This is a genomic window from Arthrobacter sp. HLT1-20, assembly GCF_054510895.1.
Genome location: NZ_JBTNDR010000027.1, coordinates 30,789 through 51,983, shown reverse-complemented (window position 1 = coordinate 51,983; position 21,195 = coordinate 30,789). Strand labels below are relative to the sequence as shown.

General features: G+C 63.7%; 14 protein-coding genes and 1 pseudogene. 12 read left to right on the top strand and 3 right to left on the bottom strand.

Going from position 1 to position 21,195, the window contains the following annotated elements:
- A partial coding sequence (locus ACX80Q_RS13890; RefSeq protein ID WP_459331121.1) for a transketolase-like TK C-terminal-containing protein occupies window positions 1–1,144 on the top strand: 1,144 nt, incomplete at its 5' end.
- 330 nt (window positions 1,145–1,474) lie between these two features.
- Here the strand turns inward: ACX80Q_RS13890 and ACX80Q_RS13885 are convergent.
- Window positions 1,475–2,230 carry an IclR family transcriptional regulator gene (locus ACX80Q_RS13885; RefSeq protein WP_459331120.1) on the bottom strand — a complete coding sequence of 252 codons (756 nt, stop codon included), beginning with the start codon at window positions 2,228–2,230 and terminating at the stop codon, window positions 1,475–1,477.
- Window positions 2,231–2,437: 207 nt separating this feature from the next.
- Here ACX80Q_RS13885 and ACX80Q_RS13880 point away from each other — a divergent pair, with 207 nt between their 5' ends.
- From ACX80Q_RS13880 to sucB, 11 genes and pseudogenes are all read left to right on the top strand, one after another.
- Window positions 2,438–3,844, top strand: coding sequence for a malic enzyme-like NAD(P)-binding protein (locus ACX80Q_RS13880; protein WP_459331119.1), 1,407 nt, complete (start codon window positions 2,438–2,440; stop codon window positions 3,842–3,844).
- The gene (aceB, locus tag ACX80Q_RS13875) at window positions 3,841–5,448 is read left to right on the top strand and encodes a malate synthase A (RefSeq protein WP_459331118.1); all 1,608 of its coding nucleotides are present in this window, start codon (window positions 3,841–3,843) and stop codon (window positions 5,446–5,448) included. Before ACX80Q_RS13880 ends, aceB begins: the two co-directional genes overlap by 4 nt.
- Before the next feature lie 2 nt (window positions 5,449–5,450).
- Window positions 5,451–6,722, top strand: a complete 1,272-nt coding sequence (locus tag ACX80Q_RS13870) for a DUF6986 family protein (protein ID WP_459331117.1) — start codon at window positions 5,451–5,453, stop codon at window positions 6,720–6,722.
- A gap of 10 nt (window positions 6,723–6,732) precedes the next feature.
- Window positions 6,733–7,548 (top strand): bifunctional allantoicase/(S)-ureidoglycine aminohydrolase, encoded by an 816-nt coding sequence (locus ACX80Q_RS13865; RefSeq protein ID WP_459331116.1) that lies wholly within the window; start codon window positions 6,733–6,735, stop codon window positions 7,546–7,548.
- Window positions 7,549–7,723: 175 nt separating this feature from the next.
- On the top strand, window positions 7,724–9,112 hold the full coding sequence (locus tag ACX80Q_RS13860; RefSeq protein ID WP_459331115.1) for an AAA family ATPase: 1,389 nt from the start codon (window positions 7,724–7,726) through the stop codon (window positions 9,110–9,112).
- Window positions 9,113–9,352: 240 nt separating this feature from the next.
- A complete protein-coding gene (locus tag ACX80Q_RS13855; protein ID WP_459331114.1) occupies window positions 9,353–10,144 on the top strand; it encodes a hydroxypyruvate isomerase family protein in 792 nt (263 codons plus the stop codon).
- A 38-nt stretch (window positions 10,145–10,182) separates the two neighbouring features.
- Window positions 10,183–11,061: a 2-hydroxy-3-oxopropionate reductase gene (locus ACX80Q_RS13850; protein ID WP_459331113.1), complete on the top strand. Its 879-nt coding sequence runs from the start codon at window positions 10,183–10,185 to the stop codon at window positions 11,059–11,061.
- Between the two features lie 74 nt (window positions 11,062–11,135).
- Window positions 11,136–12,914, top strand: a complete 1,779-nt coding sequence (gene gcl, locus ACX80Q_RS13845) for a glyoxylate carboligase (protein WP_459331112.1) — start codon at window positions 11,136–11,138, stop codon at window positions 12,912–12,914.
- 9 nt (window positions 12,915–12,923) lie between these two features.
- On the top strand, window positions 12,924–14,081 hold the full coding sequence (locus ACX80Q_RS13840; protein WP_459331111.1) for a glycerate kinase: 1,158 nt from the start codon (window positions 12,924–12,926) through the stop codon (window positions 14,079–14,081).
- Complete coding sequence (gene allB / locus ACX80Q_RS13835) at window positions 14,074–15,465, top strand: allantoinase AllB (RefSeq protein WP_459331110.1); 1,392 nt, start codon at window positions 14,074–14,076, stop codon at window positions 15,463–15,465. Before ACX80Q_RS13840 ends, allB begins: the two co-directional genes overlap by 8 nt.
- Window positions 15,413–16,777: pseudogene (gene sucB / locus ACX80Q_RS13830) on the top strand (2-oxoglutarate dehydrogenase, E2 component, dihydrolipoamide succinyltransferase); the annotation flags it as partial. The gene allB and the pseudogene sucB, both read left to right, overlap by 53 nt.
- Window positions 16,778–16,889: 112 nt before the next feature.
- Here sucB and ACX80Q_RS13825 read toward each other — a convergent pair.
- Together ACX80Q_RS13825 and ACX80Q_RS13820 are read right to left on the bottom strand one after the other, a co-directional pair.
- Entirely contained in the window at window positions 16,890–17,870 is a 981-nt protein-coding gene (locus ACX80Q_RS13825; RefSeq protein ID WP_459331109.1) for a GDSL-type esterase/lipase family protein, read from the bottom strand.
- Window positions 17,871–18,008: 138 nt separating this feature from the next.
- Window positions 18,009–21,029, bottom strand: coding sequence for an exo-alpha-sialidase (locus ACX80Q_RS13820; protein ID WP_459331108.1), 3,021 nt, complete (start codon window positions 21,027–21,029; stop codon window positions 18,009–18,011).
- Between the last annotated feature and the right edge of the window lie 166 nt (window positions 21,030–21,195).

Sequence of the window (21,195 nt, the reverse complement as noted above, 5' to 3'; positions counted from 1 at the left end):
CGTCCCGATCATCCCGGACGAGGCCCGCACCTTCGGCATGGACGCGTTCTTCCCCACCGCGAAGATCTACAACCCCAACGGACAAAACTACCTCTCCGTGGACCGCGACCTAGTCCTGGCCTACAAGGAATCCATCTCGGGACAGATCGTGCACGCCGGCATCAACGAAGCCGGTTCCGTGGCAGCGTTCACCGCCGCCGGCACCGCGTACGCCACCCACGGCGAACCGCTGATCCCGTTCTACGTGTTCTACTCCATGTTCGGCTTCCAACGCACCGGAGATTCCTTCTGGGCCGCCGGAGACCAAATGACCCGCGGCTTCATCATCGGCGCCACCGCAGGACGCACCACCCTCACCGGTGAAGGACTCCAACACGCCGACGGGCACTCCCCGATCCTGGCCGCCACGAACCCGGCCGTGATCACCTACGACCCCGCCTACGGCTACGAAATCGGTGCGATCATGCGCGCCGGCATCGAGCGCATGTACGGGCCGGACAGTGAAGATCCCAACGTCATGTACTACATCACCGTGTACAACGAACCGATCAGCCAACCCAAAGCACCCGCGAACATCGATATCGACGGCATCACCAAGGGCATCTACCAGCTCAAAGCCGCCGAGATCGACGGGCCCCGCACCCAACTACTAGCCTCCGGTGTCTCCGTGCCCTGGGCCCTGGAAGCACAAAACATCCTCGCCACCGAGTGGGGCGTCGCCGCCGATGTATGGTCCGTGACGTCCTGGACAGAACTCCGACGCGACGGCCTCGCCGCCGAAGAAGAATCCTTCCTGCACCCCGAACGCGAAACCCGGATCCCCTACATCACAGCGAAAATGGCCGACGCCCAGGGACCGGTCATCGCCGTGACCGACTACATGAAAGCCGTCCCGGACCAGGTACGCCAGTTCCTGCCCAACGACTTCGCCACCCTCGGCGCCGACGGCTTCGGCTTCTCCGACACCCGCCAAGCAGCACGCAGGTACTTCAAAAACGACACCCACTCCGTGGTCGTCCGCACCCTGCAAATGCTCGCCAAACAAGGCAAGATCGACCCCAACGCCGCCACACAGGCAGCCACGAAATACGACCTCCTCAACGTCAACGCCGGCACCACCGGCAGCGCAGGCGGCGAAGGCTAACAGGGTGAAGGCTGGGCCGGTGCCATACTGGGGGGATTTGGCAGCGGCCCAGCCTTCCTTCGTTTGGCTCCAGGAGGGGTCTCACGTTTCCCAAAGCCAATCGAAGTTCTGTCCTGCCGTCACTGGGGGGATACCGGCAGGGCAGGACGGGGCAATGCTGTCCACTGCAGCACCACCTACCCATAGGGAGAGCCGCAGCAGGCAATCATGACGCCGTTTGGCCCGGGAAATTCATGACAGGCTGCCCGCCCAAGCAACACAAAAGCCCAGTCGCATGAGCGGCTGGGCTTTCGTGTTGGGGACGAGGGCCCCGAGGATACTGGCGAAAAACTAGTGCCGGTTGAGCTCGTCGGAGATCACCTGTGCGGCCTGGCGCAGCACCGGAATGGCGCGCTCGGAGAAGGCCAGGTCCACGCGCTGCACGGGGCCGGAGACGGAGATTGCCGTGGGTGTGGGCGAGTTGGGCACGGCCATGGCGAAGCAGCGGACACCCAATTCCTGCTCTTCCTCGTCAATGGAGTAGCCGCGCTCACGGATGAGCGCCAGGTCTGCCAACAGTTCCTCAATGGTCCCGATGCTCTTGTTGGTGGGGCGGGGCATGCCCTGGCGGGCGATGATGCCGCGCACCACATCGTCGTCGAGCTGTGCCAGCAAGGCCTTGCCCACGCCGGTGTCGTGGGTGTGTGCCCGGCGGCCCACCTCGGTGAACATGCGCATGGAGTGCGGGGACGGCACCTGGGCAATGTAAATGACCATGTCGTCGTCCAGAACAGCCATGTTGGCCGTCTCGCCCAGTTGGTCCACCAACGATTTCAACTGCGGCTGTGCCAATGCCCCGAGCTGCCGGGTGGCGCCTTCACCCAGACGGATCAATCGCGGCCCCAAGGCGTAGCGCCGGCTGGGAAGCTGGCGGATGTATCCCAGGGACACAAGCGTTCGCAGCAGCCGGTGGATGGTGGGCAGCGGCAGGTCGGTTGAGGACGACAGCTCGCTGAGCGTCACATTTCCGCCAGCATTTGTAATGAGTTCAAGCAGTTCAAAGACGCGTTCCACGGACTGTACGCCGCCGCTCGCTTTTGCAGCCATGGGCCCGACTCCTAGGTGTTTGATGTGCCGCCTGTTATCCGCATGGTGACACGAATATTTCAATTAACCAACTTACCCCATGGTTGCACGCCGCAAGGAAAGTTGGCGGTGGGCTTGAAATTCCACCAGATAGATAATAATATCCATAATACGAAAACAATCGTAAATGTCGACAGCCCTCCACGGGCCCCTAGAGAAGGAATTTCAATGGCGAATCCCAGTCCCGGCAACTCGATTACCTTGCGAGTCATGGCCCCCTCAAACTTCACGGTCACCAGCGAACTGGCAACCGCCGTAGCCGCAGCAGGTGCGGCCGTCACGGCCCTGGACGTCACCGAGTCCCGCCACGAGAGCATTGTTGTTGACATCACCGCCAACACCACCGACGACGCTCACGCTGAGCGCGTCAAGGAAGCCCTGGACGCGCTCGACGGCGTCAAGGTCCTGCACGTTTCCGACCGCACCTTCCTCATGCACCTCGGCGGCAAGCTTGAAGTCGTCCCCAAGGTGGCCCTGCGCAACCGTGACGATCTCTCCCGCGCCTACACTCCCGGCGTCGCCCGCGTCTGCATGGCCATCTTCGAAGACCCCGAGGCGGCACGCAACCTCACAGTCAAGCGCAACACCATCGCCGTGCTCACCGACGGTTCGGCCGTCCTGGGCCTGGGCAACATTGGCCCGGCCGCGGCCCTTCCCGTCATGGAAGGCAAGGCGGCGCTGTTCAAGCAGTTCGCCAACGTTGACGCCTGGCCGGTCTGCCTGGATACCCAGGACACCGAGGAAATCATCATGATCGCCAAGGCCATGGCCCCCGTGTACGGCGGCATCAACCTTGAGGACATCGCCGCCCCGCGCTGCTTTGAAATTGAAAAGCGCCTGCGCGAAGAATTGGACATCCCCGTCTTCCACGACGACCAGCACGGCACGGCGATCGTGACCTTGGCCGCCCTCCGCAACGCCTTGAAGGTGGTGGAGAAGAAGATCCAGGACGTGAAGATCGTCGTTGCCGGCGTCGGCGCCGCCGGCAACGCCATCATCCAGCTGCTCATCACCCAGGGTGCCACCAACATTGTGGCGTGCGGCCGCAGCGGCTCCGTTCACCGCAACGAGACCCACACCGATGAGCACCGGACGTGGTTGGCCGAAAACACCAACCCGGAGAACTTCGAGGGAACCCTCCATGAGGCCATGACAGGCGCAGACGTCTTCATTGGCGTCAGCGGCCCCAACGTTTTGGGCGAAGCGCAGATTGCCGCCATGGCGGACAAGGCGATCGTCTTCGCCATGGCCAACCCCACGCCCGAGGTTGACCCGGTCATCGCAGCCCGACACGCCGCCGTCGTCGCCACCGGCCGCAGCGACTTCCCCAACCAGATCAACAATGTGCTGGCCTTCCCCGGCTTCTTCCGCGGACTCTTGGATGCGGGCGTGTCGGACATCACACCGAATATGCTGGTGGCAGCAGCAGAGGCCATCGCCAACCGAGTCTCTGATGACGAACTGAACGCCAGCTACATCATTCCTAGCGTTTTCGACCCGCACGTGGCCGGCGACGTCGCTTCTGCAGTTGCTGCCGCCGCTGCAAGCAACACCACCGAAAGGACCCAGTCTTGAGCACACAAACCGTCACCGTTACGGACCCAACCCCCGTTCCCCGGGCAGCAGAAATCCTCACGGATGAGGCCATCGCCTTTGTTGCCGAGCTGAACAGCCGTTTCAACCCGGCCCGGAAGGACCTGCTTGCAGCGCGCGGCGTCAAGCGGGCCAAGGTCGCCGAGACTGGCAAGCTCGATTTCCTGCCGGAAACCCAGGAGGTGCGCCAGGGCGCTTGGAAAGTTGCCCCCGCCCCGGCAGCGCTAACCGATCGACGCGTTGAGATGACCGGACCTGCTTCACCGGCAAAGATGGCCATTAACGCCCTGAATTCCGGCGCCAAGGTATGGCTTGCCGATCTGGAGGACGCCAGCACACCGCTCTGGGCGAACGTTGTGGACGCCGTGCTCAACCTGCGCGACGCCGCCCTCGGCACCCTGGAGTACACCTCCCCCGAAGGCAAGGAATACCGTCTTCGCACGGACGCCCCCTTGTCAGTGGTGGTGACCCGCCCGCGCGGCTGGCACCTGGAGGAACGGCACATCCAGCTTGACGGCGAACCCACCTCGGGCGCCTTGGTGGACTTTGGCCTGCACTTCTTCCATACGGCCAAGGCGCTCATCGCCAACGGCCACGGGCCGTACTACTACTTGCCGAAGATGGAAAGTTACCTCGAGGCTCGACTCTGGAATGACATTTTTGTGTTTGCCCAGGACTACCTCGGCGTGCCGCAGGGCACCATCCGCGCCACGGTGCTGATTGAAACCATCCCAGCAGCTTTTGAGATGGATGAAATCCTCTACGAGCTGCGCGACCACGCATCGGGCTTGAACGCCGGCCGCTGGGACTACCTCTTCAGCATCATCAAGTACTTCCGTGATGCCGGCTCCGCATTCACCCTGCCGGACCGCGCCCAGGTGGCCATGACGGCACCGTTTATGCGCGCCTACACCGAGCTACTGGTCAAAACCTGCCACCACCGTGGCGCCTTTGCCATGGGCGGGATGGCCGCTGTCATCCCGAATCGCCGGGAACCGGAAGTCACGGCAGCAGCCTTCGCCAAGGTCCGCAATGACAAGACCCGTGAAGCCAACGACGGCTTTGACGGCTCCTGGGTGGCCCACCCCGACTTGGTGCCGATCTGCCAGGAAGTGTTCGACGCTGTTCTCGGCGAGCGCCCCAACCAGCTGGACAAGCAGCGCCCCGAGGTTAGCGTCACGGCGGACCAGCTGTTGGACGTTGCATCCGCTGAAGGCGATGCCACGGAGGCGGGCCTGCGACTAAATCTCTACGTTGCCGTCGCCTACACGGCCGTCTGGATTTCCGGCAACGGAGCCGTCGCCATCCACAACCTCATGGAGGATGCCGCAACAGCGGAAATCTCCCGTTCACAGGTGTGGCAGCAAATCCGCAACCAGGTCACATTGGCCGATACCGGCAACACCGTCACCCGTGAACTCGTTGAAAAGATCCTCAGCGAGGAAACGGCCAAACTGCGCGGCGAGGTTGGCGAGGAAGCATTCGCCAAGTACTACCAGCCGGCCAGCGACCTGATCGCGGACATCTGCCTCTCCGAGGACTACACCGACTTCCTCACCATCCCCGCGTACGAATTGGTGGGCTAGAAATGGCTGCCCACCTTTCACTGTCCACCGCGGACCTGGCGCACATTGACGGCTCGCTGGCCGCCACCGATGCGTTGCTGGAACGCAACTACCCGGGCGACGACGGCAGCCGCCAGCCGGTTCACACCGTCTACGTACCTGCCGACAAGTTCACCCCCACCCTCGCCGCAGATTGGGGACAGGAGGCCCTGTCCCTGGTCAATGACCACGGTGGCTTGGAACGTCTTGGCTCCCTGTTGGGCCAGGATGACGAATTGGCCTCGGCCGTGGCCCCCCGGGTTGCAGCCAAGCTGGCCGCCGAGCCCATTGAGGACCTGCGCCTGGACTTCGAGGACGGGTATGGAAACCGTGGCGACGAGGCGGAGGATGCTGCGGCAGTCACCGCCGCCCGCGCCGTGAACACCGCCGTCGAACAGGGCATGGCCCCGCCGTTCATCGGCATCCGCTTCAAGTGCTTCGAGGCCCCCACCCGGGCCCGCGGCATCCGCACCCTTGACTTGTTCGTCTCCACCCTGGTGGAAACGGGCGGCCTGCCCGACGGACTGGTCCTGACTCTGCCCAAGGTCACCACTGTTGACCAGGTGCGGGCCATGGACTTTGCCGTGGGACGCCTGGAGCAGATCCACGGCCTTCCCGCCGGCCGGCTCCGTTTTGAGGTGCAGGTGGAAACACCCCAGCTCATCCTCAGCCACGACGGCACCTCACCGGTGGCACGCCTGGCCCATGAGATCCCGGGCCGGATCAGCGCTCTGCATTACGGCACGTATGACTACAGCGCCTCCTTGGAGATCTCCGCCGAGTACCAGTCCATGGAACACCCCGTGGCGGATTTCGCCAAGGAAGTCATGCAATTGGCTGTGGCCGGAACGGGCATCCGCCTCTCCGACGGTTCCACCAACGTCATCCCCATGGGCGACGGCGTGGAATCCGCCTGGGCTCTGCACGGCCGCCTGGTGCGCCGCTCCCTGGAACGCGGCTACTACCAGGGATGGGACCTGCACGCCGCCCAGCTGCCCAGCCGCTTCAGCGCCACCTACGCGTTCTACCGTCAGGGCCTGCCGGCTTCTGCCGTGCGCCTGCGCAACTACGTTGAACAAACCCAAGGTGCCGTCATGGACGAACCCGCAACAGCGCGGGCACTGGCCAACTTTGTCCTTCGCGGCGTTGTCTGCGGCGCCGTTGGCGCCGACGAGGTTGCCGCACTGACAGGCATAGACATTCCCCAACTGACAGCCCTGGCACACCCGCGGCTGGCACTTTCCACTTCCAAGTAAGGAGTCAACGATGACTGGCAAGTACTATTCACCCCAGGGCGGCCTGCCGCCGCAAACCCACCTCACCACTGAACGGGCCATCGTCAAGGAGGCCTACACGGTCATCCCCAAGGGCGTCATGACCGACATCGTGACCAGCACCTTGCCGGGTTTCAGCAAGACCCGTGCGTGGATCATTGCCCGCCCCATCTCCGGTTTCTCCACCACCTTCTCCCAGCTGATCGTTGAGATTGCCGCTGGCGGCGGCGCACCGAAGGCCGAATTTGAGTCCGGTGTTGAGGGCGTTGTCTTTGTCACCAAGGGCAAGGTCAACCTGACGCTCGACGGCGAACTGCACGCGCTGGAGGAAGGCGGCTACGCCTACCTGGCAGCCGGTTCCACCTGGGGCCTGGAGAACATCTCCGATGACGTTGTCTCCTTCCAGTGGATCCGCAAGGCCTACGAGCGCCTTGAGGGCTACGAGGCCAAGTCCTTCGTGACCAGCGACGCCGAGGTGGAGCCCACAGCGATGCCGGACACCGACGGCGCTTGGAAGACCACCCGCTTCACGGATTCCTCGGACCTTGCCCACGACATGCAGGTCAACATCGTCACGTTCCAGCCGGGCGGGGTCATCCCGTTCCCGGAAACCCACGTCATGGAACACGGCCTGTACGTCCTGGAGGGCAAGGCCATGTACCTGCTCAACAACGACTGGGTTGAGGTGGAGGCCGGCGACTTCATGTGGCTGCGCGCCTTCTGCCCGCAGGCTTGCTACGCCGGCGGCCCCGGCCAGTTCCGCTACCTGCTGTACAAGGACATGAACCGCCAGATCCGCCTCACCTAGAAACTTTCCGGCCACACTCTCTCGCCACTACGACGGCGTATGGCCGGTGAGGTAAAAGCGCCCGCTTGCGCTTTTCATACCCCGTTGACGAACGGCGTGTGGAAGGCGCAGGCGGGCGCTTTTGCTTGCCAGCCCTGCCTGAATCAACCATTGACAGTCCTGTTAGGGTCAGCCTATGGATGAAAATATGGGGACGTTCATGAAGGATTTTGGCGCGCTGGCCCGGCTGGCGCTGTCCAGCATTGACCGGGTCGAGGGCGGCGATGAGCTGTTGCGAACACTGTCCGGCCATCTGGGTTTCCCGCCCAGGGAACTCTCGGTGGTGGTGGAGGAGGTCCCGAACCACCGATTGGCCGATTTGGACATCCTGCTCGAGGACATCGCGGGAAGGGACCCCCACGCGTCCCTGGTGGGGATTGGTGGCGGCGAGCAACGCAACCACATGTCCCTCAGCGACCTGCTGCAGCAAGCGCAAATGTATGCGGCTTTCCCCCTGTCCCCGCCGGATTTCACCAACCAGCCGGTTGGTCCCGATGAGCAGCGCCAAACAGTGGTGCTGGGGCTGCGGCTTTTCCACTATGACGGAGTGGCCATGGCCGTTCTTCAGCGGGAGGCCAAGCCCAGCTTTGGCCGCCAGTTCGCCACCGCCGAAGTTCTTGCCGCAAAACCGGGCGCCACCACAACCTTCTTGGCGGAGGTACGCCGTCGGATGGAGCACGAAAGCGTGTTCAAGGGCCAGATCATCTCACTCCAAGTCAGTGAATACGGTCCCAGTATTGGCGGGGTGACGTTCATCCGCAGGCCCGAACTGACCCGTCCGGACATCATCCTGGCCAACGGCGTGCTCGCCCGGGTCGAAGACCACACCTTGGGGATCGGCCGCCAAGCGAAGGCGTTGCAGGCGCACGGCCAGCATCTCAAGCGCGGCCTGCTGCTCTACGGTCCGCCGGGAACGGGCAAGACCCACACAGTCCGCTACCTACTCAGCCAAAGTGCCGGCACCACGGCTGTGCTGCTGTCCGGCGGCGCCCTGGCCCGCATTTCCGAGGCCGCCAAATTGGCCCGCGCCCTGGCCCCGTCCATTGTGGTGCTGGAGGATTGCGATCTCATCGCCGAGGACAGGAGTTTTGGCCACAGTCCGCAGCCCCTGTTGTTTGAGGTCCTCGACGCCATGGACGGTCTGGACAGCGATTCCGACGTCGCCTTTGTGCTGACCACCAACCGCGTTGACATGTTGGAGCGGGCACTCGCCCAGCGGCCCGGCCGTGTGGATTTGGCCGTGGAGATCCCGCTGCCCTCCGAGCACGAACGTTTGGAGCTGCTGCAGCTGTATTCACGCGTGCTGCGCTTTTCCACCTCGGCCCTGCAGGCAGCCGCCGCGCAGACGGCCGGCACCACCGCCTCCCTGGCGAAGGAACTCATCCGGCGGGCCGTGGTGGCCGCTTCTCTGGCGGGGGAAGATCCCGGCGACTCCCACCTGGCCGTTGCCGTAAATCAGCTCATGGACGACGGCGCGGCCCTCACCCGAAGCCTGCTGGGCAGTGGCCCCGACACTGGCAGGTAGGAGCACGCGCCATGCACTCACGGCGCCCGGTTCCGCTTTTCGCACCCGTTCCGTCAACGGGGCGGGAAAAGCGGAACCGGGCGCCTTTTGTGTCACGCGCCACTTCGATCTACCGATCCCCCTTGACTACTGGCCCCACCTTGCCTAAACTTTTCATAAAGCAGAAACTAATTTCCATACAGTGAAAATGTGGAATGACGCACAACAGGAACATGGACGTTCCTTTGGAAGGATTTACCGATGACGTACACAGTGAATTGCTCCATCCTCCTCACGGAGTTGCCCTTGCTGGAGCGCGCGGCCGCGGCTAAGGCTGCCGGCTTTGACGCCGTCGAGTTTTGGTGGCCCTTCGCCAGCTCCGTTCCCACAGATGCGGAAGTTTCAGCGTTTGAGCGCTCCATCACCGATGCCGGCGTGCAACTGACGGGCCTGAACTTCAACGCGGGCGACATGCCGGCAGGTGACCGCGGACTGGTTTCCTGGATTGGCCGCGAAGGCGAATTCAAGGACAACATCGACGTTGTTGCTGGGATCGGCGGCCGCTTGGGCTGCAAGGCCTTCAACGCCCTCTACGGCAACCGCCAGGACGGCCAGAGCGCCGAGGCCCAGGACGAACTCGCAGTGGCAAACCTGGTGGCAGCCGCCCAGGGCATCGCCGCCATTGGCGGAACCGTCCTGCTGGAACCCGTTTCCGGCACCCCGGCCTACCCGATCAAGAGCGCCGCAGATGCGCTGGCCGTCATCACCAAGACCCAGGCGGCCGGCGTCGACAACGTCAAGCTGCTGGCCGATTTCTACCACCTGGCCGTCAACGGCGACGACGTGGCGGCAGTCATTGAAAAGCACGCCAAGGACTTCGGGCACATCCAGATTGCCGACAACCCCGGCCGCGGCGCACCCGGCACGGGCGAGCTTCCCCTGGGCGAATGGATCAGCCGCAGCCGCGAGCTTGGCTACACCGGAGCCATTGGCCTGGAGTACAAGTCCCCGCAGGCCGAAGCCTTCGCCTGGGCCATCCGCCAGTCCGCCTGAACCGCCCCCACACTCTTACTCCACCCAAAGGATTCATCATGACAAACGTTGCAGTTATCGGACTCGGAATCATGGGCCTGCCCATGGCGGTCAACCTGGTCAAGGCCGGCCACACGGTGACCGGCTTCAACCGCAGCCAGGGCGCCATTGACAAGCTCGTCGCAGCTGGCGGCAACGGCGCCACCAGCATTGCCGACGCCGTCAAGGACGCCGACGCCATCATCACCATGGTCCCGGACTCCCCCGACGTTGAAGCTGTTGTCAGCGGCGCCGCTGGCGTCTTCGCCAACGCCCGCAAGGGTGCCCTCTGGATCGACGCGAGCTCCATCCGCCCCGACGTGGCCAAGCGACTGGCGGCCGACGCCGTTGCCGCAGGCATCCGCCCCCTGGACGGCCCGGTATCCGGTGGTGAGCAGGGCGCAATCGACGGAGTCCTTTCCATCATGGTTGGCGGCGACGCACAAGATTTCGCCGACGCCGGTGAAGTCCTGGGCGCCGTGGGCAAAACAATTGTCCATGTGGGCCCCTCCGGCTCAGGCCAGACCGTCAAGGCAGCGAACCAGCTGATCGTGGCCGTCAACATTCAGGCACTCGCCGAGGCAATCGTCTTCCTTGAGGCCTACGACGTGGACACCGACGCCGCACTGAAGGTTCTTGGCGGCGGTTTGGCCGGCTCCAAGGTCCTGGATCAGAAGGGCCAGAAGATGCTCGATCGCAACTTTGACCCCGGCTTCCGCCTGGCCCTCCACAACAAGGATTTGGGCATTGTCACAGCAGCCGCCCGCGAAGCAGGCGTGACCGTCCCCCTCGGCGCAGCTGTTGCACAGCTCGTCACAGCAATGGTGGCCCAGGGCGATGGCGCCCTTGACCACTCCGGCCTCTTCAAGCAGGCCGCAGCACTCTCAGGGCGCAAGTAGCCCACCAGCAACACCCACCAGCATTTCCGCCCCGGCCAGCCAGGGCATCGACACATTATTCAAAGGAGAATCACATGTCCAAGATGCGTTCAGTTGACGCCGCAATCCTGATCCTGGAAAAGGAAGGCGCCACAGAGGTTTTCGGCCTCCCCGGCGCAGCCATCAACCCCTTCTACGCCGCAATGCGCGACCACGGAGGCATCAACCACACCCTGGCCCGCCACGTTGAAGGCGCCTCGCACATGGCTGACGGCTACTCCCGCGCGGCCAAGGGCAACATCGGCGTTTGTACCGGAACCTCCGGCCCTGCCGGCACCGACATGATCACCGGGCTCTACGCAGCATGGGCCGACTCCGTGCCGATCCTGTGCATCACCGGCCAGGCCCCTGTTGCCAAGCTGCACAAGGAAGATTTCCAGGCCGTGGACATCGAGACCATTGCCGCACCGTTGACCAAGATGGCCATGACCATCAAGGAGCCCGGCCAGATCCCGGGCGCCTTCCAGAAGGCCTTCTACCTGATGCGCTCCGGCCGTCCGGGCCCGGTCCTGTTGGACCTGCCCATCGACGTTCAGATGGCTGAGATCGAATTCGACATCGACGCCTACGAGCCGATGGCCCCGAGCAAGCCGGCCGCCTCACGCAAGCAGGCCGAGAAGGCTTTGGACATCCTGTTGGCCGGCAAGCACCCCTTGATCGTTGCCGGTGGCGGTGTCATCAGCGCCGAGGCTTCGGAGCGTCTGGTGGAACTGGCCGAACTGCTCTCCATCCCCGTCATCCCCACCTTGATGGGCTGGGGCTCCATCCCGGATGACCACCCCCTGATGGCTGGCATGGTTGGCCTGCAGACCTCGCACCGCTACGGCAACGCCACGTTCCTGGAGTCCGACGCCGTCATCGGCATCGGCAACCGCTGGGCAAACCGCCACACGGGCGGCCTGGACACCTACACCAAGGGCCGCAAGTTCGTTCACGTTGACATCGAGCCCACCCAGATTGGCCGCGTGTTCTCCCCGGACTTGGGCATCGTTTCCGACGCCGGCGCAGCCCTGGACGTTTTGTTGGAAGCCGCCCGCGACCGCATGGCAGCCAGCACCGTTCCGGACTACAGCCAGTGGGCCGACGACTGCGCCACCCGCAAGGGCAGCCTGCAGCGCAAGACCCACTTCGACAACGTGCCCATGAAGCCGCAGCGCGTCTACGAGGAGATGAACACAGCCTTCGGCCAGGACACCACCTACGTTTCCACGATTGGCCTGTCCCAGATCGCCGGCGCGCAGATGCTGCACGTCTTCGGCCCGCGCCGCTGGATCAACGCAGGCCAGGCTGGCCCCTTGGGCTGGACCGGACCGGCCGCCCTGGGCGTTGTCCGCGGCAAGCCCGGCGAGACCGTTGTTGCCCTCTCCGGCGACTACGACTTCCAGTTCATGATCGAGGAATTGGCCGTTGGTGCGCAGTTCAACCTGCCGTACATCCACGTTGTTGTGAACAACTCCTACCTGGGCTTGATCCGTCAGTCGCAGCGCGGCTTCAAGATGGAAGCACACGTATCCCTGGCCTTCGAGAACATCAACTCCCCCGAGACCAACGGCTACGGCGTTGACCACATCAAGGTCGCCGAGGGCTTGGGCTGCAAGGCCATCCGCGTTGAGCGCCCCGAAGATATGGCCGGCGCCTTCGCCGAGGCCAAGAGAATGATGGAAGAGTTCCGGGTTCCGGTTGTTGTTGAGGCCATCCTGGAGAAGGTCACCAACATCTCCATGGGCACCGAGCTGGACAACGTCACCGAGATCGAGGACATTGCCGAGTACGCAACGGATGCGCCCACAGCCATCCTGACCTTGCAGGGCTAGGACCGGCTCATGCGAGTCATCCTCGCCCCTGACAAGTTCAAAGGATCCTTGTCGGCTCCCGAGGTTGCCCAGTTCCTGGCAGCCGGCTTGCGGTCCACCCACCAAGGCCTGGACATTGAGCTGATGCCAGTGGCCGACGGCGGCGAGGGCACCATTGACGCCGTCGTCGCCGCAGGATTCACCCGGGTCAGCGCAACGGTCCAGGGCCCCACGGGCGAGACTGTGGACGCGGACTTCGCCATTCGTGGCACCGTAGCAGTGATCGAGATGGCGTCGGCATCAGGGTTGGCAGTGTTGCCCGATGGCCACCTGTCCCCGCTGGCCGCCTCCACCTTCGGCACGGGGCAACTGGTCAGTGCCGCACTTGACCACGGTTGCACGGACATTGTGCTTGGCGTGGGCGGCAGCGCCTCCACCGACGGCGGGGCAGGAATGCTCGCAGCCTTGGGTGTGACGTTCAAGAACGCTGCCGGGCGGCACTTGCTGCCCGGCGGCGGGGCCCTTTCCACCGTGACAAACATCGACGTCACGGGCCTGGACAAGCGCCTGGGCGGGGTCAAGTTCACCCTGGCCAGCGACGTGGACAACCCGCTCCTGGGTCCCGAAGGCGCTGCAGCCATCTTTGGCCCCCAAAAGGGCGCAACCCCGGAACACGTGGTGCAGCTGGAGAACGCCCTTGAACGGTACTTCCGGATCATGGCCAACGCCCTGGGCACGGCCGCAGTGGACGCCATCGACGCCCCGGGCGCCGGCGCAGCCGGTGGCACCGGCTACGCCGCATTGGCCGTTTTGAACGCCAAGCGCCGTTCCGGCATTGACGTTGTCCTCGGCCTGACGGGTTTGGCGGATCGGCTCCACGGGGCCGATCTGGTCATTACCGGTGAAGGTAGCCTGGACGAGCAGAGCCTGTTTGGCAAGGCCCCCATGGGCGTGGGATCTGCGGCCCGAGCAGCCGGAGTCCCCGTTGTTGCCGTTTGCGGACGCACCACCTTGGACGCAGGCACCCTGCAGGGCGCCGGTTTTGCCCACACACACGCACTTACAGATATTGAACCCGACACCAGCCGTTGCATGAAGAACGCCGGCAGTCTGCTAACCCAGATCGGCGCCCTCATTGGTTCAGAACTGGCCCGCACAGGCCACGAACAGGAGAATTCCTATGTCTAGCATCGAAGAAAGCGCCTTCCACGGCACCGTTTATGACCTCGTCTTCCGCGGCCAGCGCGTGCTCACCACAGCCGGCATTGTGCCGCGTGAAGTGGGCGTCCGTGACGGCGTCGTCATCGCCTTGGAACCACTTGGCAACAACCTTCAGGGCCTTGAAGTCATTGAGCTGGCCGACGACGAAACCCTGATCCCGGGCCTTGTTGACAGCCATGTGCACATCAACGAGCCCGGCCGCACGGATTGGGAGGGGTTCGCCTCCGCCACCCGTGCCGCCGCCGCCGGTGGCGTCACAACAGTCATCGACATGCCCCTGAACAGCATCCCGGCCACCACCAATGTTGCAGCCCTGGAGTTGAAGCGCAGCGTGGCGCTGGACCAGGCGTTTGTTGACGTTGGATTCTGGGGCGGGGCCATCCCCGGCAACAAGGCGGATCTGCGCCCCTTGCACGACGACGGTGTGTTCGGCTTCAAATGCTTCCTGCTGCACTCCGGGGTGGACGAGTTCCCGCCCCTGGACGCGGACGAGATGGAAATCGACATGGCCGAGTTGAAGTCCTTCGACTCCATCATGATTGTCCACGCCGAGGATTCCCGGGCGATCGACAGGGCCCCCACGGCCGCCGGCGACCACTATGACAAGTTCCTGGCCTCACGCCCGCGCGGCGCCGAGAACCTTGCCATTGCCGAGGTCATTGAGAGGGCCCGCTGGACCGGCGCCCGGGCGCACATCCTGCACCTGAGCTCCTCCGATGCCCTGCCCATGATTGCCAGCGCCCGGCGCGACGGCGTCCGCCTCACCGTTGAGACGTGCCCGCACTACCTGACACTCATGGCCGAGGAAATCCCCGACGGCGGCACCGCCTACAAGTGCTGCCCGCCCATCCGTGAGGCTTCCAACCGCGAGAAGTTGTGGGAGGGCCTGCAGGACGGAACCATTGACTGCATCGTCACCGACCACTCCCCCAGCACCCTGGATTTGAAGGACCTGGAAAACGGCGACTTCGCCGTGGCCTGGGGCGGCGTCTCCTCGCTGCAGCTTGGTTTGTCACTGATCTGGTCCGAGGCCCGCCACCGCGGCATCGCCTTGGAACAGGTCATCAAGTGGATGTCCACGGCCCCGGCCGAGCTGGTTGGCCTGCACAAGAAGGGCAAGCTGGCCCCCGGTTACGACGCCGACTTCGCCGTGTTTGCCGCCGACGACGCGTTCGTGGTTGACGTTTCCAAGCTCAGGCACAAGAACCCCATCACCCCATACGACGGACGTGCACTCTCCGGAGTGGTTCGGCGCACCTTCCTGCGCGGTGCGGAAGTTGACTTCGTGACACCCACCGGCAAGCTGTTGCGCCGAGGAGAGATCACCGTGGAGCGAGAGAGCCATGTCTGAGTCCGTGCTGCTTCCAGCCTTGGGCGAAAGCGTCACGGAAGGTACAGTCACCCGCTGGCTGAAGGCAGTGGGTGACCGCGTCTCCATTGACGAGCCACTCGTGGAGGTGTCCACCGACAAGGTGGACACCGAGATCCCGTCCCCGTTTGCCGGCGTCCTTGCCCACATCCTGGTGCCGGAGGACCAAATCGCAGAGATCGGCTCCGTTCTGGCCATCATTGCCTCTGAAGCAGCGGCTCCGGTGGCCGAGCCTGCGGTGGTAGCACCCCCGGTGCTCGAAGCTGTCCAAGCCCCAGTGGTCGCGCCACCGGCCCCGGTCGCCGCGCCGAACGTTGCCGCACCAACACCCGCACCTGCACCGGCACCGGCACCAACGGGTCTCTACTTCACCCCCCTGGTGCGGCGGCTCGCCCGCCAACACAAGGTTGACCTGTCAAGGGTATCGGGCACAGGAATTGGTGGACGGGTTCGCGGGGACGACGTACGGAAAGCAGCAGCCGCAGCTGTTGCCACGCCGTCGGCACCGGCGGCCATCGCTGCACCTGCGACTCAGGCCCAGGCCAAGGCCGCAGCCCCGGCAGCGACCACGCTGCGTGGAACCGTGGTGAAGGCGCCGAGGATTCGTGCCGTGATTGCCTCGCGCATGCGGGAATCACTGAACACCTCAACCCAGCTCACGCAGGTGCATGAGGTGGATGTGACGGGAATTGTCCGGTTGCGGGCGAAGGCCAAGGCGCAGTTCGCGGCTGTTCATGGCGTCAAGCTGACATACCTGCCGTTCATTGCCCAGGCAGTCGCCGAGGCGTTGAAGGTGCATCCCATGCTCAACGCCGCCTTTGATGAGGCCGCCGGCACCATCACCTACCACGACGCCGAACACCTCGCCTTTGCCGTGGACGCCCCCAAGGGCCTGATGGTTCCTGTGGTGCGCGATGCCGGCTCGTTGAATCTGGCCGGGCTGGCTGCCGGCATTGCCGATGTGGCTGCCCGCACTCGGGACGGTTCCATCAAGGCCGAGGAACTCAACGGCGGCACCTTCTCCATCACCAATATTGGTTCGGTGGGTGCTCTCTTTGACACGCCCATCATCAACCAGCCCCAGGTTGGCATTTTGGGTGTTGGCGCCATCGTGAAGCGCCCCATGGTCATCACCGGCCCGGACGGCGATGACCTGTTGGCCATCCGGCACATGATGTACCTCTGCCTGACGTACGATCACCGTCTGGTGGACGGGGCCGACGCCGGCCGGTTCCTGCAAACCCTGACAGCGCGCCTGTCTGCGGCCGCCTTTGAGGCAGATCTGGGCCTCTAGGAACAAACTCCGCGCCCGCATGCCGCATGCCTCGGGCCGCATGCCTCGTGAACGTACAGTAGATGTTGATGTTTGCCGCCAACATCAACATCTACTGTACGTTCACGAGGCACTAGCGGAGGGCGGAGGCCAGCTGCGGCGCTAGACGCTTTGCCATGATGGCGTAGCCAGCGGTGTCCGGGTGCAGCGTGTCGGGAAGCCTGTCCTTGGCCTCTTGCACCGTCAGCACGGAGGCGCCGTCAATGAGGTGCAGCGCGGTGTCGCCCTTGTCTTGGAGAACGGTGACCACCTGGGCTGTGGCCTCCCGGTACTCGCGCAGCGTCCAGCCAACGGCATTGACGGTTTCTTCGCGTGGCAGGGACAGCACAGCTGTGATGACAACAATGGGCACGTGCGGATGAGCGCGGCGAATGGTATTCAGGAATCCCTGCAAGGTGACGGAGTAAGTTCGCTCGGAGTACGTTGCTGCGTTGTAGCTGTTGATGCCCACGCACAAGGAGATCAGGTCAACCGGAGTTTGCGCAATGGTATCTGCCACCACCGGATCCAATTGGCACTCCCCCGCCAAGCCCAGGTTGACCAGCTCCCAGCTATTTTCAAACGCAACCAAGGCCGGCCAACTCTGGGTGGGGCCGTCCGCCTGCTGGCAGTGCGTGATGGAACTGCCGTAGGTGAGCCAACGCGGTCCGGCCTCGCTGGCTGTGCCCACGGTTTCGCCGTCGAACACGGCCTGGCTCAGCGTGAAGTCGCCAAAGTGCGGCAGCCACAATTGGACCAGTGAGTCGGGTGCAAGGTTGCCCAGGTCGACGGTGTATGTGTGGGAGCCTACGGCCGGCAAGCGGTGGGTGCGCTGGCCGTTGACCAAGATGTCGTAAGGTGCACAATCCACCGCACCGTGACCGGCAATGCTCAGCGTTCCGCCGTTGGTGCGCCAGCTGGCCCGCACCCCTGCAGCCATGGCCGCGCGGTTGGCCAGCAAGTCGGTGAAGGGTGGCAGGAAGCCGGACGGATCCAGCCGCAAGAAGCGTTGTGCGCCATCCTCTGCGGCTTCAATTTTGAACATTCCTGACCACTGCGCAATAACTGAAACCATGTCCAAATCCTATCGAAATGTCAGTGGATCCTTGGCCGACAAAACCTCAGGGCCGGTCAGCATGGATGATCAACGAAGCGGGGGCTGTCGGCGCCGTCGGCACCAACAACCCCCGCTCCTTTGTGTTTGGGTGTTCCGCTAGTGGCGGGCACCCCGGGTTGAAACCTTGCGGATGGCGAGCAGGCCGCCCAGCACCAGCAGCAGGCCGCCAAGCAGGCCCACCGGCAGCAGGCCGAAGCCGGTGCTGGCTAGGCCGCCTGTTGCGGCAACCGTTGTTGACACGGCGGGATCGCTTGATGCGGATCCGCTGGCGGAGGCGTTGCTGCCAGTCACCTTGACGGCGAGGCTGACCTCAACGGCTGAACCGTTGGCACCCGTGCCCGCAATGACCACCGTGTGCGCACCGGCAGGAACACCAGCAGGCACCTTGGCCGTGAGGGACACAGTCCCATCAGCAGCAACCACAGCCGATCCCAGAATCACAGGATCCGAGTGCAGCGTGAACGTCGCCGTGGTACCCGGCTTGAAGTTCTTACCCGTCACCGTCAACGCGCCACCGGCAGTGACCGTGCCAGCGCCCAAGGATCCGGAGGGCTCCTCAGTGGCCGGAGCCGTCGTTGCCGGAGTAGTAGCAGACGGGCCCGTCGTGGGCGTTGCGGTCGGGCTGGCCGACGGCGTAGCCGAAGGAGTGGCCGAAGGAGTGGCCGACGGGGTCGCTGAGGGGGTAGCCGACTGGGTCGCCGAAGGAGTAGCCGAGGGGCTCGGTTCCGGAGCCAGTGTCAAAGCAAACGCAACACCGGTACCGGTCTTGGCAACATCCTTGACACCATTCTTTGCAACACCAGCCACAGACACAGCAGCAACCTGCTTGGCCGCCACATCAGCAGCCGTCACCGTGTGCTTCAGCGTGCCAACGGTGCTCGCACCAACAGCCAAAACCGACTCAGCACCCGTGGTCCCGGGCAGCGAAACACCCGTCAAGGCAACATTGCCGTCATTCCTGGCAGTCACGGCGAAGCTCACCACATCACCAACACTGGCGAAACCACTGGCATCCTTATCCTCAAGAACACCCCCGGCAACACTCACAGCAACAGAAGGCTTACGGTCAACGAGGTTAACTTCATCGCCTGTGATGGTGTAGTTCTGCGTGGTTGCTCCGGTTGCTGTTGCTTCCCACGTGGTCAGGGGTACAAAGAAGCCGTCAGCCAACTCGGCCGCAGTTACCTGGTGGCGCGGAGTGCCACAGGTGTAGCCGGCCCATACGCTGACTGAACCAAAGCGGCAGTTGCCGGCAGCCGTGGGCCCGCCAATGTCGGCGGGTACCAGCGGGTTGAAGTTGCCGGTCAAGGGAACCGACTTCACGGCCACGTTGCTGAGGCTGTTCACGACAAACTGGTAGGGAACCTGGTCGCCAACAGCGTAAGGACTGGTGGTGAGGTTACGTGCCGTGTCTGTTGCCGAACCCTTGATGTCGAGGCCAATGATGTTCGTGGTAGCACCGCCGGTGATGGTGACAGGGACGTTGCCTAGTGCGGCATCGCCGCCAACCGAAACTTTGGCAGTCAGGTTGAAGGTGCCTGCCTTGGCGTAGCTGGGAATCGTCACGGGAACACTGACAGTGGCGCTCTGGGCCGGTGCAACGGTGGGAACCGCAGCCGAACCAAATACCCAGCCGGCCTGCGTGGCGAAGGTGGCTGTGGCGCCTTCCAACGCGGTGTCACCAACATTCTTGACCGAAATCTGGGCCTGGACAGTTGCACCGTTGGCGCCGCTCAGGGCCGCGGCAGTAACCTGCGCGCCACAGAAGGGGCTCAGCCATTCGGTGTTGAACTTGGCGAACACAATGTTGTCGCTGTCGCCTTCATACAGCAGTCCGAAGGTGCCATCGCTGAGGGCCGTCACGGTGGAGTAGGCCATGTAGCCGGACTTGAACTGCTTGCCGGCACTCCAGGTTGCGCCGTCGTCGCAGGAGTAGCGGATGGTGCCGTTGTCACGAGAGCTGCTGTTGGCATTGGAGAACAACAGCATTTTTGCCTGCTCCGAACCCAACGCCGCGTCCGGGTACATGCGGGCGATCGAGGCGTTGTTGCGGGGATCCTTCAAAGTGGAGTTGTAGCTGATAGGGCCCCAAGTTTCGCCGCCATCCTTGGAAATGGCAACCTTGCGCCCACCCGCACCTGCGCTGTCACGGGAATTGAGCATAACGTCCCCGTTGGAGAGCTCAACCACCTTGTTTTCATCCATGGCGCTGCCCATGTTGGCGCCCTTTTTCCAGGTCTGTCCGTAGTCATCGGAGTACACGCTGTAGGCCTGAATAACTTCGCTGCCCGCAGTGTTGCGAACACGGCCGGCGAACTGCTGGATGAGGCGGCCCTTGCGCGCACCATATTTGAGCTGGATGCCCTCACCGGAGGAGGCGAATTCACCCACCACACCGCCCACATTGTTGACGCCACCAACTGTTGCACCGACGGGCTTGACCACGTCGGTAACCAGGGGGCCGTCAAAGTTCGCGTACTTGGAACCCGGCGCATAGTTTTGCGGCACGGGAAGAGTGGGAATGCTGCTCGGGTCGGTGGACCAGGTAAGGCCCTTGTCCGTGGAGACAGACACCTCGGTGCCAGTGACATCCCGGTTACTGTCGTCCGTGCCCAGAATGCTGCCAAAGAACCCCTGGTTCTTTGAGTAGACATGGAAGTTGAAGACGTTTCCGGTTTCCTTGTCCACCACATAGCTGGGGTCACTGAAGCCGTACTGCAGGTTGCCGCCCGTGCCGATCTGGCCGCGGGCAATGAAGGTGGGGGCTCCCCAGGTCTTGCCGCCATCGACACTGCGGCGCTGAATGATGGAGTTTGGTGCCGGCGAGTCTCCGCCGTTCGGGCGGCCGTCGTAGGAAGCAAGAACGACGCCGCCACCCAAGTCAGCCAGGGCCGGAATCCGGTAGCCGGGCGCCAGGGATGCGCTGATGGCGTTGTCACCCTTCTTGGCCAGGAACTGTTCCGTGTAACTCGGGGCCTCCGGTGTTGCGGCGGCCGGCGCGACTTCCTGGGCAAAGGCCGGGCCCATCATGGACGTCAGGAGTCCTGCTGCGAGCACTCCTGCCGCAACAGCGGCAGGCCCGCTCTTGGAGCGGCGCTTCCTATCGGTGAATTTCATCGATTCCTCTCGGTGGCCGGCAACGGCCGTCAAATTCGGACAAGCACGCACCCCACGCTTGGCGCCCCAAGACCTGGGACATAGGATGACCTACAACACACTAGCGTGTCATGGATCACTCGAGAAGGCATCGTCGAACTGTTACGCAAGCTGCCGGCAATTGCGA

What these genes read in the sequence shown, in the direction of transcription:
- ACX80Q_RS13865 (WP_459331116.1), top strand. Translation starts at nt 6,733, where the DNA reads ATGACTGGCAAGTACTATTCACCCCAGGGCGGCCTGCCGCCGCAAACC.
- ACX80Q_RS13855 (WP_459331114.1), top strand. Translation starts at nt 9,353, where the DNA reads ATGACGTACACAGTGAATTGCTCCATCCTCCTCACGGAGTTGCCCTTG.
- ACX80Q_RS13870 (WP_459331117.1), top strand. Translation starts at nt 5,451, where the DNA reads ATGGCTGCCCACCTTTCACTGTCCACCGCGGACCTGGCGCACATTGAC.
- ACX80Q_RS13850 (WP_459331113.1), top strand. Translation starts at nt 10,183, where the DNA reads ATGACAAACGTTGCAGTTATCGGACTCGGAATCATGGGCCTGCCCATG.
- ACX80Q_RS13860 (WP_459331115.1), top strand. Translation starts at nt 7,724, where the DNA reads ATGGATGAAAATATGGGGACGTTCATGAAGGATTTTGGCGCGCTGGCC.
- ACX80Q_RS13880 (WP_459331119.1), top strand. Translation starts at nt 2,438, where the DNA reads ATGGCGAATCCCAGTCCCGGCAACTCGATTACCTTGCGAGTCATGGCC.
- ACX80Q_RS13825 (WP_459331109.1), bottom strand. Translation starts at nt 17,870, where the DNA reads ATGGTTTCAGTTATTGCGCAGTGGTCAGGAATGTTCAAAATTGAAGCC.
- ACX80Q_RS13885 (WP_459331120.1), bottom strand. Translation starts at nt 2,230, where the DNA reads ATGGCTGCAAAAGCGAGCGGCGGCGTACAGTCCGTGGAACGCGTCTTT.
- allB (WP_459331110.1), top strand. Translation starts at nt 14,074, where the DNA reads ATGTCTAGCATCGAAGAAAGCGCCTTCCACGGCACCGTTTATGACCTC.
- ACX80Q_RS13840 (WP_459331111.1), top strand. Translation starts at nt 12,924, where the DNA reads ATGCGAGTCATCCTCGCCCCTGACAAGTTCAAAGGATCCTTGTCGGCT.
- gcl (WP_459331112.1), top strand. Translation starts at nt 11,136, where the DNA reads ATGTCCAAGATGCGTTCAGTTGACGCCGCAATCCTGATCCTGGAAAAG.
- ACX80Q_RS13820 (WP_459331108.1), bottom strand. Translation starts at nt 21,029, where the DNA reads ATGAAATTCACCGATAGGAAGCGCCGCTCCAAGAGCGGGCCTGCCGCT.